General features: G+C 70.9%; 12 protein-coding genes and 1 tRNA gene. 8 read left to right on the forward strand and 5 right to left on the reverse strand.

Features of this window, described 5'->3' with window-relative positions; genetic code table 11:
* Window positions 1-60: 60 nt before the first annotated feature.
* Window positions 61-1,596: an MFS transporter gene (locus tag IE108_RS17175; protein ID WP_064728384.1), complete on the reverse strand. Its 1,536-nt coding sequence runs from the start codon at window positions 1,594-1,596 to the stop codon at window positions 61-63.
* Between the two features lie 183 nt (window positions 1,597-1,779).
* Complete coding sequence (locus IE108_RS17180; RefSeq protein WP_189397686.1) at window positions 1,780-2,433, reverse strand: TetR/AcrR family transcriptional regulator; 654 nt, start codon at window positions 2,431-2,433, stop codon at window positions 1,780-1,782.
* 313 nt (window positions 2,434-2,746) lie between these two features.
* On the opposite strand from IE108_RS17180, the gene IE108_RS17185 reads away from it, so the two are divergent.
* Window positions 2,747-4,033, forward strand: coding sequence for a M6 family metalloprotease domain-containing protein (locus IE108_RS17185; RefSeq protein ID WP_064728386.1), 1,287 nt, complete (start codon window positions 2,747-2,749; stop codon window positions 4,031-4,033).
* A gap of 242 nt (window positions 4,034-4,275) precedes the next feature.
* Entirely contained in the window at window positions 4,276-6,081 is a 1,806-nt protein-coding gene (locus tag IE108_RS17190; RefSeq protein WP_064728387.1) for an IclR family transcriptional regulator domain-containing protein, read from the forward strand.
* Window positions 6,082-6,166: 85 nt separating this feature from the next.
* Here the strand turns inward: IE108_RS17190 and IE108_RS17195 are convergent, their stop codons facing one another.
* Window positions 6,167-6,310, reverse strand: coding sequence for a hypothetical protein (locus tag IE108_RS17195; RefSeq protein ID WP_159394610.1), 144 nt, complete (start codon window positions 6,308-6,310; stop codon window positions 6,167-6,169).
* Window positions 6,311-6,503: 193 nt separating this feature from the next.
* Here IE108_RS17195 and IE108_RS17205 point away from each other — a divergent pair.
* From IE108_RS17205 to IE108_RS17220, 4 genes are all read left to right on the forward strand, one after another.
* Window positions 6,504-6,576, forward strand: a tRNA-Arg gene (locus IE108_RS17205).
* Between the two features lie 113 nt (window positions 6,577-6,689).
* Window positions 6,690-7,037 (forward strand): hypothetical protein, encoded by a 348-nt coding sequence (locus tag IE108_RS17210; protein WP_064728388.1) that lies wholly within the window; start codon window positions 6,690-6,692, stop codon window positions 7,035-7,037.
* Between the two features lie 36 nt (window positions 7,038-7,073).
* On the forward strand, window positions 7,074-7,493 hold the full coding sequence (locus tag IE108_RS17215; protein WP_229851896.1) for a DUF433 domain-containing protein: 420 nt from the start codon (window positions 7,074-7,076) through the stop codon (window positions 7,491-7,493).
* On the forward strand, window positions 7,490-7,909 hold the full coding sequence (locus IE108_RS17220; RefSeq protein WP_064728389.1) for a PIN-like domain-containing protein: 420 nt from the start codon (window positions 7,490-7,492) through the stop codon (window positions 7,907-7,909). Before IE108_RS17215 ends, IE108_RS17220 begins: the two co-directional genes overlap by 4 nt.
* Before the next feature lie 871 nt (window positions 7,910-8,780).
* Here IE108_RS17220 and IE108_RS17225 read toward each other — a convergent pair.
* A complete protein-coding gene (locus tag IE108_RS17225; protein WP_064731806.1) occupies window positions 8,781-9,230 on the reverse strand; it encodes a DUF1931 family protein in 450 nt (149 codons plus the stop codon).
* A 404-nt stretch (window positions 9,231-9,634) separates the two neighbouring features.
* On the opposite strand from IE108_RS17225, the gene IE108_RS17230 reads away from it, so the two are divergent.
* Both IE108_RS17230 and IE108_RS17235 read left to right on the forward strand, forming a co-directional pair.
* Window positions 9,635-10,756, forward strand: a complete 1,122-nt coding sequence (locus IE108_RS17230) for a hypothetical protein (RefSeq protein WP_064728390.1) — start codon at window positions 9,635-9,637, stop codon at window positions 10,754-10,756.
* A gap of 132 nt (window positions 10,757-10,888) precedes the next feature.
* Window positions 10,889-13,063, forward strand: a complete 2,175-nt coding sequence (locus tag IE108_RS17235; protein ID WP_064728391.1) for an FUSC family protein — start codon at window positions 10,889-10,891, stop codon at window positions 13,061-13,063.
* Window positions 13,064-13,098: 35 nt separating this feature from the next.
* Here the strand turns inward: IE108_RS17235 and IE108_RS17240 are convergent, their stop codons facing one another.
* Entirely contained in the window at window positions 13,099-14,880 is a 1,782-nt protein-coding gene (locus IE108_RS17240; protein WP_079163541.1) for a PucR family transcriptional regulator, read from the reverse strand.
* Window positions 14,881-15,101 lie beyond the last annotated feature (221 nt).

Below are 15,101 nucleotides of genomic sequence, written 5' to 3' on the forward strand. Positions count from 1 at the left end.
GCGTCCCCTCCCCCCGCACACGGATGGAACGAAGGGCCCGAGCGGGTAGCGGGTCCGGCGTCAGTGGGCGACGACCGGCACCGGCAGCTCGTCCTCGACCCCGTCGCCGGCGGCCGACCCGGTGACGGTGGTGCCGCCCGGACGTCCGGCGTTGATGAAGGTCAGGGCGATCACGGCGGCCGCGACCAGGATGCCGACGGCGAACCAGATGGCGCTGGTGTAGCCCTGCACCTGGCCCTGGAGCTGGACCAGCTGCTGCTGGGACCGGGAGGTCGCGCCGCCGATGTGGTCGGCGACGTAGGACGTGGTGGCCGAGGCCGCGATGGTGTTCAGCAGCGCCGTACCGATCGCGCCGCCCACCTGCTGCGAGGTGTTGACCATCGCCGAGGCGACACCGGCGTCCCGCGCCTCCACGCCCATGGTGGCCATGGACATGGCCGGCATGAACGCCGTACCCATGCCGAGGCCGAGCAGGAGCATGCCGGGCAGCAGCACCCCGGCGTAGGAGGTGTTGATCTCCAGCTGGGTCAGCAGCAGCATGCCGACGGCGGCGACCAGGAAGCCGGGGCCCATCAGCAGCCGGGGCGCGACCCGGGTCATCAGGCGGGTGCCGATCTGGGTGGAGCCCGTGATCATGCCCGCGATCATCGGCAGGAAGGCGAAGCCGGTCTTCACCGGCGTGTAGCCCTTCACGACCTGGAGGTAGTAGGTCAGGAAGAGGAACAGGCCGAACATCGCGATGATCGCCAGACCCAGCGAGAGGTAGATCCCGCCCCGGTTGCGCTCGGTGATCACGCGCAGCGGCAGCAGCGGGGCCTTGACCCTCGACTCGACGATCACGAAGGCGAGCAGCAGCACGGCCGCGGCGACGAACATGCCGACGGTCAGCGCGTCGCTCCAGCCGTTGGACTCGGCGCGGGTGAAGCCGTAGACGAGCGAGACCAGGCCGAGGGTGGACAGGATCACGCCGGGGATGTCGAGCGGCGAGCGGTTGCGGCCGCCCTGGGGTTCACGGATGACGAGGTAGGCGCCGGCCGCGGCCACGATGGCGAACGGGATGTTGACGAAGAACGTCCAGCGCCAGTTCAGGTACTCGGTGAGGAAACCGCCGAGGATCAGGCCGACGGCGCCGCCGCCACCGGCGATCGCGCCGTAGATGCCGAAGGCCTTGGCCCGCTCCTTGGCGTCCGTGAACATCACGGCGAGCAGGGAGAGCGCGGCCGGCGCGAGCAGGGCGCCGAAGACGCCCTGGAGGGCGCGGGAGCCGAACATCATCGCCTCGTTGGTGGCCGCGCCGCCGAGCGCCGAGGCGACGGCGAAGCCGGCCAGGCCGGTGACGAAGGTGCGCTTGCGGCCCCACAGGTCGGCTATGCGGCCGCCGAACAGCAGCAGACCGCCGAAGGCGAGGGCGTAGGCCGTGACGACCCACTGCCGGTTGCCGTCGGAGATGCCGAGGTCCTGCTGGGCGGAGGGCAGGGCGATGTTCACGATGGTGGCGTCGAGCACGACCATCAGCTGGGCGAGCGCGATGAAGACGAGCGCTTTCCAGCGTCCGGCATCCGGGACGCCGGGAGCCTTGACGGCTGTTTCAGACATGGGGATACCCACTTCGGGACTTCGTGACGGATAAAGGCGAGTAAAAGGGACGACTGACCTACGGCGACGGCCGGAGGCTCGGATGTCGCACAGCTGCCGGAGGCAGTGGTGCTGCTGGTAGTGGAAGCAGTGGTGCTACTGGTACTGGAAGCAGTGGTGCTACTGGTACTGGAAGCAGTGGTGCTACTGGTCGCAGGGCCGGCGCAGATCCTCCATGGTCACTTCGCTGCCGGGCAGGACGGACCGGGCCGGCGCCCGCAGTCCGTCCAGGAACAGCTGGAGATGACGGTGGACGAAGCGGTCGGCGCTCAGGCAGCCCGTGCCGGCCGGAGGCCGGCTCAGCTGGGCCGCGGCGATCATCAGGTCGCCCACGCCCACGTCGCCGCGGAGCTGACCGGCCGCCTTCGCCCGGTCCATGACCTCGGCGACGAGTCGTTCGACCCGTTCGCGCGCCGCTTCCAGGTCGGGGTGGTGCTGGTCGAAGGTGCTGGACACCATCGGGCACAGGGCGCTGATCCGCTCGTCGGCGGAGGCGTGCACGAAGCGCTCCAGCGCCTCGAACGCGTCCCCGGTCTCCGCGAGGGCCAGCTCGGCCGCCCGTGCCGTGCGGTCCATGACCGAGCAGACGACCTCGCGGACGAGGGCGTCGCGGTCGGGGAAGTTCCGGTACACCGTGGCGTTGCCCACGCCGGCCCGGCGGGCGATCTCGTCGAGCGGCACCTCGGGGCCGTGCTCGACGAACATCTCCCGGGCGGCGGTGACGATCCGCTCCCGATTGCGCAGAGCGTCGGCACGCGGCCTGGGCACCTTGCGCTGTTCCGGGGTCGCGGTCTGCACGGCGTACTCCTTGGTCTGGTGGTTCGCGATCCGGGGAGACAGTCCCCGCTTCGCTCGGACACAGGGCTAAACGGGGAAACGATCCCCGGTTATTTCCCGGACCCGGAAAGAAACACCGTGACCTGAGTCACAACACGCGAGGGCACTACTCCCTCACCCTCCGTCACGCCCCAACGCCCGTCCGCCGGACGGAAGCTACCGGCGAGAAACCCACGATCGGCCGCTCCAGCGCGCGCCCGCCGACCCCCCGGCACAGGGTGAGCGCAAGGGTGCAGCCCGTGCCGGACGGCTGCCGTGGTACGGGGAGGTCCGCATGCAGGCGCAGCCGCCGAGCCGACGCATACGCCCGCGCCGGCTGGCCGCGATCGGGACCGTGGGCGTCCTGACACTCGCGCTCAGCACCTCGGCGGGCACCGGCGGACTCGCGCCGGGCACCGCACCGGCGGGCGCCGGGCCGGGCGCCCTCTCCCGCTCCTCCGCGCACGGCCCCTGCATGATCAGCGGCGGTCCAGAGATCCAGATGTCCGAGGGCGTCCCGACCACCGCCGGCTACGCCCCTTCGACCGGCACCGTCCGGGCCCTGAACCTGATGGTCGACTTCTCCGACGCGCCCGGCGAGGGCGAGGCGATGGACCGGTTCGCGGAGTTCTTCCCGAAGACCGAGGAGTGGTTCCGCACCAGCTCCTACGGCCGCCTCGACTACCGCCCCGAGACCCCCGTGCGGGACTGGCTGCGGATGCCGAAGTCGTTCGCCGAGTACGGCATAGAGCGCGGCGCCCCCTTCGAACCCGGCTACCGCAAACTGGTGCAGGACCTGGTGGCGGCGGCCGACCCGGAGGTCGACTTCCGCTCCTACGACCTGCTGAACGTGCTGGTCACCCCGAACGCGGGCCCCTCCGCCCTGGACACGGTGCTGTCCGTGACCTTCGCCGGCAACGCCGACGCCCCCGTCGCCGACGGCGTCCCGGTCGCCAACGCGTCCTTCGTCTACTCCCGCCAGGACGACGGCTCCGGCTCCTACGACGAGACGGGCTACCGGGTGCTGCCGCACGAGAACGGCCACGTCTTCGGCCTGCCGGACCTCTACACCCAGGAGGGCGGGGGCGCGGTCGGGCACTGGGACATCATGAGCGAGGACTGGGGCGCCAACAACGACCTCCTCGGCTGGCACAAGTGGAAGCTGGGCTGGCTGGACCCCTCCCAGGTGCACTGCGCGGCCACGCCCGGGGCGACGGACTACACACTGACCCCGCTGGCCCGCAGGGGCGGCGACAAGGTGGTGGTCGTCCCGCTGGACGGCGAGTCCGGCTACGCCGTCGAGCTGCGCACCCAGGAGGGCAACGACGAGACCGTGTGCCGGCCGGGCGTGCTGGTCTACAAGGTCGACGCGGACGTGGACACCGGCATGGGCCCGGTGAAGGTCTACGACTCCCAGCGGGACAGCGGCGGCTGCACCCGCGGCCCCAACGTGCACGCGGAACTCTCCGACGCCGCGTTCGTCGCGGGCGAGACGTTCAAGGATCCCTCGCACGGCCTGACGATCCAGGTCTCGGACGCGGACCGCGAGGGCGGCCAGCGAATACGGGTCACTCGGGACTGAGGGAGGGGCGGTTGTGGGAGGGGGCGGCTGTGGGAGGGGCGGCCGTGGGGGAGGCGGTGTCGGAGGGGCGGCCGTGGGAAGAGGCGGCTGACGGAGGGGGTGGCCGAGGGAGGGGGCGGCTGAGGGAGGAGCGGCCGAGAGAGCGGGCGGCGGCCGAGGCGGGCCCTTGGCTTTTGGTTGGGCGGAGCCTGGGCCGGGCGGCATTACCGTAGCCCTGCCGCGAACGCCGTACCGGAGAGCCGATGCCCGCCAACACCACGAACGCCGCCGCCCGCGACGGGGCCGCCGTGCCCGACGGGCCCGCCGCCGTACCGGACGAGGCGGTGGCCCCGCTGCTGCGCGGGATCGCCGTGCTGCGACGGCTGACCGAGGCGGACGGCGGTGCGCTCAGCCTCAGCGCGCTGGAGCGGGCCACCGGGCTGGCCAGGTCCACGGTGGACCGCCTCGTCGCGACCCTCGCCCGCATGGACTACGTACGCCTGGACGGCCGCGACGTCCACCTCGCACCCCGGCTGATGGAACTGGGCAACGCCTACCTCGCCGCGCTCCGCCTCCCCGCCCTGCTGGCCGGCCGCGCCGACGCCCTCGCCGACGAGCTGGACGAGTCGGTGTCGCTGGCGGTCGGCGACCGGGACGGCATCCGCTTCATCCACCAGGCCACCCGCCGCCGCGCGATGTCCCTGAGCTTCCGGATCGGCGACCTCCTGCCCGCCGAACGCACGGCGCCGGGACCGCTGTTCGCCGCCGACTGGACACCGGCCGACTGGCACCGCTGGCACGAACGCCGGACGGCCGACCCGCGGGACGACCGCTTCCCGGCCCTGCCGCCGCGCGAACACGCCTCTGCGGACGCGGAGTTCGAGCGGCGTGCGGCGCGGGCGGCGGTCGACGGCTGGGCGCTGGACGACCAGTTGATCGAGCCGGGCCTGGTCGCGATCTCGGTCCCGGTGCGCGCACCTGGCACCGGGTGGGCGCGCGGGACCGGGTGGGCGGCGGACACGGGGTGGGCGGTGGGTGCTGGGGAGGTGGCGGGAGCCGGGGACGTGGCGGGCGCCAGGGAAATGGCGGGAGCCGGGGACGTAGCGCGAGCCAGGGAAGCGGCGGGAGCCGGGGACATGGCGGGCGCCGGGGAGGTGGTGTGCGTGGCGAGCGTGGTGAGCCACACCAGCCGGCACACCGCGCCGGACCTGCGGTCGGCCCTGCTCCCCCGGCTGCGCGCGGCGGTCGCCGCGATGGAGGACGGCCTGCGCACCGCGCCACCGGCTCAGCCGGGCCCGCCGCCCGCGGGGCTGGCCATCTGGACCGGGGCGTCGAAGCAGGAGCTGGGCCGGGAGTTCGTGGAGTCCCTGGCCCGCGGGCTGACCGTGCTGACGGCGTTCGGCGAGGGCCGCGCCGCGCTCACCCTCACGGAGATCGCCCGAGCCACCGGCCTGACCCGCGCCTCCGCGCGCCGGGCACTGATCACCCACGAACACGCGGGCCTCCTGGCACCGGCGCCGGACCGGACCTACGCGCTCACCCCCCGGGTGCTGTCCCTCGGCTTCCCGCCGCTCTCCCGCAGGTCGCTGCCCGAGATCGCCCAGCCGCACCTGACCGCACTCGCCGGGCGCGTCCACGAGTCCGCGGCGCTGGCCGTCCTGTCGGACACCGGCGACGAGATCCAGTACACGGCCAGGGCCGCCGGCGGGCGCGTGCTCAGCGCCCGCGTCACCGTCGGCACCCGGCTCCCCGCCCACGCGACCGCGCTGGGCCGCGTACTGCTGGCCGACCGCCCGGACGCGACCGCGTCCCCGGTACTGCGCCGGGTGCGGGAGGAGGGCCACGCCCTGGTCGACGAGGAACTGGAGGCGGGCCTGCGCGCGGTCGCGGTCCCGGTGCGCGACCGCGCGGGACGGGTGGTGGCCGCCGTGAACGTCGCGATGCACGCGGCCCGCGGCACGACGGAGGAGTGCCTCACCCGCGTCCTGCCGGAACTGCGCCACACGGCGGGCCTCGTCGAGGCGGAGCTGCGGGTGGCGGGGCGGTTCTGCCGGGTGGCGGTGGTGTGATCCGGCGGACGGTTCCCGCCGTCCGGTGGTTCCCGCCGTCCCGACGCCTCCGCGGGGCCGCGTGCGTGCCCTAGGTCGTGTCGCCCTAGTCGTCCCACCGGCGCAGCACCGCGAAGCCGGCGACCACCAGGGTCTTCCACCGCAGCATCCGGCCGCGCCCGGCCAGGCTCTGGAGCATGTGCGGAGGGAACCGCTGGAGTACGACCCGCCGGCCACGATCAAGACCCATGTCAGCGCTGCCTTAGCTCAGTTGGGGTTCCGCAACCGGGTACAGGCGGCGATCATCGCCTACAGGGCCGGGCTGGTGAAGGACACCGACCGCGACCAGTAGCCCCCGCCACACCGTCGACGAACGCCGCCCCACCCCACCCGCTACACTGTCGGCGGTGGCCCACCTGTACGTTCCGGACCACCACAGCCCCGCCTCCGTAGCTCAGGGGATAGAGCACCGCTCTCCTAAAGCGGGTGTCGCAGGTTCGAATCCTGCCGGGGGCACAGAGAAACACCTGGTCAGAGGCCCTTCCGTCCACCGGACGGGAGGGCCTTCGTACTCGCGGCACACATATGGCACACACGCGGCTGCGGGCAGAGGTGGGGAGCTGTGCGAGATGCCCTCAGAGGACGAGCTGGCCCGACGCCGGTACGAGAAGCTGGTCGACCGGCTGGAGACGTTGATGCGCGCCGGCCTGAACCCCATGTACGAGGGCTACTACGGCCAGCTGGTTCTCGGCCGCGAGGACCTTACCGAGATGGGTGAACTCAAAGACCTTCGACGAGCCGCTCGGGAGGCCGGAGGACGTCTCGGCTGGAAGGTGGCCACTCGACTCGTCGACGGCAGGCTCTTCGTGCTTGACCAACGGGAGGTACCCGAGGAGATCGAGCGGCTGGCCGGCGATGCGACCGCAGAGGCCGTCGACCGGGCCCGCGAAGAGGCTTTCCGGCCGCGGCTGACCTGACTCGAAGGCAGTCCGGAGGGCGCCGTCCGCAAAGCCATGGACCAGCTACGCAAGTGGGACCTGACCGAACATCCGGCCGCTTACAAACTCGTCACTGAGGGTGACTCGGTCTTCCTCGTAGAAGAGGAAAGAGCCATCGACCTTGTCCGTCGCCCCGGTCAAGAAGTCATCTACAGCCTGGCTGACGTCTTCGCATCATTCGAGAATATGCAAGGGCGGACCGTCGCGGACTTCCGACGTCCACGGCCGCATCTGGAGGTCAAGGAGAACCGGCTCGGGGGGTGGCCGACCATTCAGGGGACACGCGTTCCGTACGACGCTGTCGCCAAGCTGGTCGCTGGCGGTGTCGCACCGGCCGAAGTCCACCGCTTCTATCCAACTGTCGAGATTTCAGGGGCGGCTGACGCGGCCGACTTCCATCAGGAGGTCGTGCAGATCGGGGGCCGCGCTGCATGAGGTTCTTCCTGGACGAAAACGAGACACCAGCGATCCTGCCTCCCTTGAGTACGGTCTTCTTCCTGCATGAGTTCCGTACGGCTCACGACGAAGGACTGTCGGGCGTCATGGACACAGAACTCCTACATGCCGTCAGCGACCGTGGTTTCGACGCGATCATGACTCAAGACCGCAATCAGTTGTCGAACCGAGACGAACGCGACGCGCTGATAGAGACCGGCCTGCATTGGGTCGGCCATCGCCAGCCCGATGCAGAAGGGCTCCTGTACATCGTGAACTCCACCGCCGCCTATCTCGCGGCCATGCCGCACATCCTGGACGAGATGAGCAACGTCACAGGCGCCCACGCTTTCCACGTCCGCAATCTGCCCCTACTCAAAGGCCAACGGGTCACAGTCAGCCGCCTCAAGACTTGACGCGCTCCGGTCAGGCGGAAGCGTCAGGCCATGGGGCGGAGCGTAGCCGTGGTGCGTGATGTGGCCCTGAGCTCGGGGTGGCGGTGCACGGAATGCGAGGATGGCTGCGACAGCTCCGGGGCCGTGGGTGCCGTGGGTGAAGACGGCCATGCCGACGCCGAAGACAAAGCCGACGTGCCATCGTCCAGACGGTGAGGCGACGCAGGGTGCCCGGGTCTGGCGGATCGGGCACGCACACGTCCCTCCCTCTCAGCCATCGCCTGATCATCGGGCGCGCCCGTTCGTGGCTGGCTGGATCAGGAGCATGGCAGCCAATGCGCACTTGTGTGCGCCCACGACCATGTTCGTACCGTTCCGAACCATGTCTGCACCGACGCAAGAGGTACTCGACCGTCTCAACCGACAGCTGCCGGTCCACGCCCACTCCGCTGCCACTCTCGTCACAGGGGTAGACAAGACAGAGAGGAGTACCCGCAGGTCAACGCGCATATGACCAAGAAGCCCCAGGTCAGCACCGCACCCCTCCCACTCGCTGCACGGGTCGCAGGACTTGGCGCATCGGCTGCACGAGACTGGGCATGAGATGTACTGCTCAATGTGGTACTGAGCTGGGTTCCCCCCGGACCGGGCGGGTCTTTCGAGGCACCGCCCTAGTCACGGCAGGAACCGAGGTAAGCACCGCCCGCGCCCCCAGCGGTAGCGGTCGGCCCCGCCCCTCCTGTGCCGGTGAGGACCGGCCTGAGCGGAGTTCACGTATAGCAACGCGGCGACCGCTGGACAACGGGCTCCCCCAAAGCCATTGCTTCGGTTTTACCTGGTCAGGGCCGTGCGTAACTTCGGCGCTGGCCGCGCCGCCTGTTCCGGTCGCCACTCACAGCAGAAGGTCGAAGACAGCTCGGGCCTCGTCCCAGTGCTGGGTCTGGGGGTTCTTCAGATCGGGGTGAAGAATCTTGAAGTTCTGGCCGAGGGCGAGGCTGAGTCCGCCCACGATGTCCGGGTAGGCCGCCTCGGTCTCCTCATCGGGCGTACGGTCCAGCGCGGGATGGGTGGCGAGCTGCTCCAAAATCGGCTTGATCTCTACTTCCTGGTCGATCTTCCGGAACTGGTGGATGCTCTCCTGCAAGCCCTTCGTGATCGGCAGGTCACAGGTCCGGATGACGTCGCGTCCGTTGGCCTTGGCAGTGGCCTGGGCGACGATCAGCAGGTCGTAGAGCTTGGCGTCGACGAAGTCGCTGTAGCGCTTGAGATCGTTCTTGTCGACGTTCAGTCCTGCGGCCGCGCGAAAGAACCTCTCGAATCTGGCGAGGGACATCACTGTCATGACGGCAACCTCCGGCTGCGGGAGCCGGGTGATTCCCGGTCCCTGGGCTTCCCGGCCAGCCTGGATGACGCGAGCGCGCGAGCGCATGCGCATGCCGGGCCCAATCAGGCTCCCTGTCTCGCCCTGTCAGGCCCATGCGTCCGATGGCCCCGGGGTGTCGGACGGGCGTGCAGACCTACGGTGCAGGGCCGAAAAGCGCTCGGGAGAGCGGGGCGAGCAGCATCTGGGTCCGGCTAACGCGGATCATCCCGCCCACCAGGCGTCATGACACCGGGCGGAGCGTAGCGATGTCGCCTGCACCTGCCAGCGCGGTACGGCCGGGAGGTGCAGGCGCCATCGGCGTTACCTCGGAGGCGTCTGCGGGCACTTGGGGTCGCGGGGCGGCCGGCGAGGAGGTTCCTGTCATGCGGGTGTCGTCTCAAGGCGTTTCAGTCGTGGCTCTCCTGGCGGATCCCTACACGCCGACGGAGATCGCGCGGCGCATGGCCTGGACACTTTCCGCTCGGCTCGCCGACAGGTCGGGCCGGGGCCGGCGGTTCGACGTCAAGGTGGTCAGCGAACCGTTCACCTCGGGGACGGAGGACCCGCCCACCTTGATGCGCCGGATCATGGACCGCAGGAGTACCGAGAACTGGGACATCGTCGTGGCCCTCACCGACCTTCCGCTGCACTCCCACGGACGCAGGCTCGCTGTGGGGCTGAATCACGAGCAGGGCGTGGCGCTGCTTTCTCTTCCTTCGCTGGGGGGCCTGCGGCTGCAGACGAGGGCCCGGCGGGCCGTCGAGGAAGCCGTGCTCGGCCTCGCGGGTCCACAGACCATGGCAGCCGACGGACCTCCGCGAGGGCAGCCGGCTCTGAGACCTCTCGACAACCGTCTCGTACCTGGTCATCCGGGCCCGACCGGTGGGCAAGAGGCCAACGATCTTCGGTACGTCGTCGGCGGACCGCGCGGCTACCTGCGGGTACTCGTCGGTATGGTCCGCGCCAACCGGCCGTGGCGGTTGGTGACGGGCTTGTCGAAAGCACTGGCGGCCGCCCTCGCCACCGGGGCCATCGCCACCCTCGACTCCACCACCTGGAGCCTCTCCGAGGCCCTGAGCACACCACGCCTCGTGATCGCCATGATCGGGTCCGTCGGACTCATGATCGGCTGGCTGATCGTGGACGGAGAACTGTGGCATCGATCAACAGGGGGCTCACCGGAGGCGAGGCAGCGGGCCAGGCTCTACAACGCCTCGACGGTCGTGACTGTGGGTATCGGGGCACTCGTCTGCTACGTGGGCCTGATGGTGATCAACTTGCTGTGGGCGCTGTTCATCCTCAACGACCAGGTGTTCGCTTCCCTGACGCGATCCCCGTTGCACGCCACGGAGTACCTGACGCTGTCCTGGTTCGTTGCCTCGGTCGCCACCGTGGGGGGCGCGCTGGGATCAGGGTTCGAGAGCGACGAGGCGATTCGGGCAGCCGCGTACTCCAAGCGCGAACAGGAACGTCGCGACAGACTCCAGAGCGCCCTCGATGACTAGCCGGGGTCCGAGTCGGAAGTACGAGGCCGACCGGTGGACCTTCGCGGGCACCGCGGGAGTCCTCGCCGCCCGGCTGCCGCACCTCGGCCATGCCGTCGCGCCCCGGCAGGGCGTTCCGGCCGGACTTGCACGGTGAGGTGGCTTCGGGCCTTGGGGGAGGTCGTGCGGTCCGGGCTCTCGATCGAGGAGACGCGGCTGGAGCCTCTGCTCGCGCTACGCACGGCTGCGGGGGTCGGGCTGGTCATCGGGGCCGCGCTGTGGCTGGCCTCGCCTCCATTCGCCGCGTCCGCCGCCCTCGGTGCCTTCTCCGCGGGTACGGCCACCTTCCAGCGCACCTGGCGTCCGCGCAAGGTGATCGCGCTCGGCGCGGGCGCGGGCTTGGCGCTGAGTACCCTCGTGGGGTACCTGGCGGCGGGGCGACTCGCGACGTTCCTCCCGCTGCTGGCCGTATGGGCCTTCGCCGCGGGGATGGCGTGGGCCCTCGGATCGACCGCTGGAATCGTCGCGGCGACGACGGTCGGCAGCATGCTGGTGACTGTCACCCTGCCCACGAGCCTCGGGCCGGCCCTTGAGCACGCCGGGGTCATCGCTCTCGGAGGCGTGGCGCAGGCCGTACTGATCCTGCTGTTCCCGGTCCGACGATGGGGGGCTCATCGCGACGCGCTCGCCGACGCGCTGGCCGCCGTGGCCGACTACGCCCGTCGGCTGCAACACGACCCGGCTGCCCCGTTCGACCCGGAGCCTCTCATGACGGCCCGGGACGCGGCCGCCGTGACGCCGTCGCAGGCCCGCACCCGGCCCCCCGCCCTCCACGGCCCCCGGGGCCTCGCCGAGCGCATCGTGCCGGTCGTCGCCGCGCTCGCCGACCCGGACGTCGGCGCTCCGGCGGAGGGGCCCGGGCGGGACCGCGCGCGGGAGCTGCTCAATGCGGCCGCTGACGTGCTGGACGCGGCCGCGCGTTCGATCCGCTGCGGCACTCCCACCGAGGTTCCGCCCCGGAGCACGGACGTCCTGCGCGTCGACGGCCAGGGCGAGGTGCTGGAGGGGCCTGCCCGGCACACCGCAGAAGAGCTCGTGAGGCTGCTCGCCGAAGCGTTGGAGGTCGCCGCGGGCGCCGGCGCGTACGACAGGGCGTCTACATCGTCCGGCCCCGCGAGCGCCCGGTTCCTGGTGCGTCCGACCATGTTCCGGCTGCTCCCCGTTGTCGTCCGCGCGGTCCGCCGCGAGCTGCGCCGCGACTCGCCCGTGCTCCGGCACGCCGTCCGCCTGGCGGCGGTGGCCCCGCTCGGATATCTCATCGCTTCCCCGCTGCCCGTGGGCCACGGGTATTGGGCGCCCATCGCCTCGGTGATGGTGATGCGGCCGGACTTCCACCGGACGTACGCGCGTGCGGTGGGCCGCCTCGCCGGCACCCTGGTGGGGGTGGCCCTCGCCACCGGGATGGTGCGGGCCATCGGCCCCGACGCTCATCTGTTCGGTGCGCTCGCGGTGGTATCGGCGGCCCTGTCGTACACGCTGCTCCGTACCGGCTACGCGTATTCCCAGTGCTTCACTGCCGCCTATGTCGTCTTCCTGCTCGGCATGGGGGGCCATGCATGGGAGCAGACGGTCCCGGAGCGGGTGGTGCTCACCTTGATCGGCGGGGCCCTGGCGATGCTGGCGTACGTGGTGTTCCCCGCGTGGGAGACTCCCCGGCTCCCGGGGCGGCTCGCGGACTGGCTCGCCGCAAACGGCCGCTACGCGGCCGCGGTGCTCCGCGGCTACGCCGAACCGACCCGGGAGCATCGCGCCGACCTGCGCAGGGCCCTGCTGGCAAGCCGCGAGGCACGTGCCGCCTGGCAGGATGCCTACGACCAGGCGAGGCAAGAACCCGTCCGCCCCAGGGGCCTGACGTCCCGCGAGGCGGAGGATGCGCAGGAGGCGCTCAAGGGGTTCGACCGAGCGACGATGCTCATGGAGAGCCACCTCCCGGGGGCCGACAGTCGTTCCATCCCCGAGGCGGAGAGGTTCGCCGAGGCCCTGGAGGCGGAGACCGCCCAGGCGGCAGACGACATGCGTGAACACAGAAACCCGGACTGGGGGCACTTGGCGGAGGCGCTTCACACATGGGAGGGCGCCGCCGGGGAGCGAAGCCCGGTACTGCGGCGCGGTACGGAACTGCAGAAGAAGGCCCTGGACAATCTTGCGACGGCCGTGAGCCGCACACCCCTGGAACGGGACGTCGGCTCTGCTCGCGAGGAACAACGGGTGCGCGCGGCTCTGGCCGCGGAGGGTGACGGATCAGGACCCGCCCGCGGAGGCGGGTAAGGGTTTCGGCGTCGAGCAGCGCGGCGTCCCCCGAGTCAGCCGGATCCGCCCAGCACGATCTTCCACACGCGGGTCGCCACCTGGAGGTTGAGCCGGTCCTCGACGTTCGCGAGGTCGTTGCCGCTAATGTCACGGATTCGCTGCAGACGATAGCGCAGCGTGCTTCGGTGGATCGCGAGGGACGCGGCGGTCTCGTCGTAGTTGCCGCCGCAGTCGAAGTACCGGGTCAGGGTGTCCACCATGGTCGCGTGGTGCCGGGAGTCGTACTCGATGAGCTGCCCGATCCACTCGTGGACGAACGCCTCCAACTGCTGGTGGTCGTTGCCGGGGCCGAGGATGCGGTAGAGGCCGAGCTCGTCGAAGAACGTCGTGCCGTAGCCCTCGCGGGACTGGCGGCGCACCTCCAGGGCACGCTGTGCCTCCTGATAACCCCGGGGAATGCCGTTCGGGGAGTCGCACGGGGCGCTCACCCCGATTGCCCCTGAACGTGTCCCCGTCTCCACGGTGAGCGCCTCGTACAGCGCGCGGGCGCGCGGCCTGGCGTCGGCGACCAGGACCACGTGATCGGAGCGCCGGGTCAGCAGCGAGCGCATGCCCTGGGCGGCGGCCGCCCGGCCCACGGTCTCCGCGAAGGAGTCGTCCACGGTGCGCTTGGACCACTGCACCACGACGATGTAGTGACTGCGGTGCAGGTCGTGGCCGATAGCCTCGGAGCGGGCGTAGGCGCTAGCCGTGTCCGTCCCGACCAGGAGGTCATCGGCCAGCTCACGGCGCAGTCCCAGCTCGACTTCGGCAAGGTTGCGCAGGTGCGCCAGCTCAAGGGCGAGTGACGTGGCGGCGTTTTCCAGCGCGAGCACGGTGTGCTCGTCCGCCTCGCCGCCGGCGTCGAGCAGGGCGAGCACGCCCAGGATCTCGCCGTGCCGGCGGACCAGGATGATCAGCCGGTCCTCTATCCGCACCGGTCCGGCCTCCCGTGCGACGGCGTGCAGCATCTCGTCCTGACGCACGGGGTCCGGTTCCGGATAGGGGTCGGGCCGGTTCGGGCCGCTCCAGGACCTCAACCGACCGAACCGGTCCTCGACCAGCGCGGGGAACCCGGTGAGGCCGTGGAGCGCCCGCGTGACCGCTTCTTCTCCGCCGCCCGTGTCGGCGACGTCGGTGAGGAGCGTGTGCACGGCCCGCTGGTACCGCTGCTCGGCCACGACCGAGATGAGCTGTCGCTGAAGGGCGAGGCGTTCCTCCCTCACCCGGTGGAGCTCCACCGCCTGGTCACTCAGGCGGCGGTGTGCAAAAGCGAGCGACAGAGCGGCGGCGGTGTACCGGACGAGCGTGCTCAGCAGGAATCGTTCTGCCTCGGTGGGCTCGGAATCGGACGTCACCACGAGGTAACCGTGCAGTCGCTGCAGTCCGCGCAGCCCGAGGGCGCGGCCCCAGGGCCTGTCGGGTACGGTCACCGGCCCGTCCTGGCCGGCCAGCTCCCGCACTCTCTGGTCCACCGCCGAGGCGTGATTCCGTCCGTTGGCCGGAGCCGGAAACAGATCACCACCCCTTTCGACGAATCCGGCCTCGGCTCTGTAGGCCCCTACGGCCTCCACGTGGGCCATGGCCAGCCCGAGGATCTCAGCTTCGTCCAGGGTGTCGAGCAGAGCGTAGGAGAGCGCCGCCAGGTCGTTGAGGGCACGGTCGAACTGGCCGGGCGATGGTGGCCGGCCCGCCGCCGGGGCGGCCGCGGGAGCCAGCCCGGCGCCGCCCCGTGGGAGATCGTTCTCCCGGTCGGGGCCGCTGGAGTACGGATCCTGCACCCGGCTGCCGGCCATGGGATGGCTCCGTCCGCCCGAGCCGTCGGTGGACGAGCTGACGGGTACCCGTCCACAAGCCGACTCATTCGAGATACACGACTTGCACCGTCTTGTGCCGACGGTGCGAACGGCCGCGGGCAATCTCGACTCGCCAGGAGCAGGCGTGCTCCTTCTCGTCTCACCACCCTGGGGTGTGTCCGAGAACCTCCGTCCACACCGGCGGCAAGAGTTGGGCGATG

Origin of the sequence: Streptomyces parvulus (genome assembly GCF_014648855.1) — a bacterium.
GTDB classification, from domain to species: Bacteria; Actinomycetota; Actinomycetes; order Streptomycetales; family Streptomycetaceae; genus Streptomyces; species Streptomyces parvulus.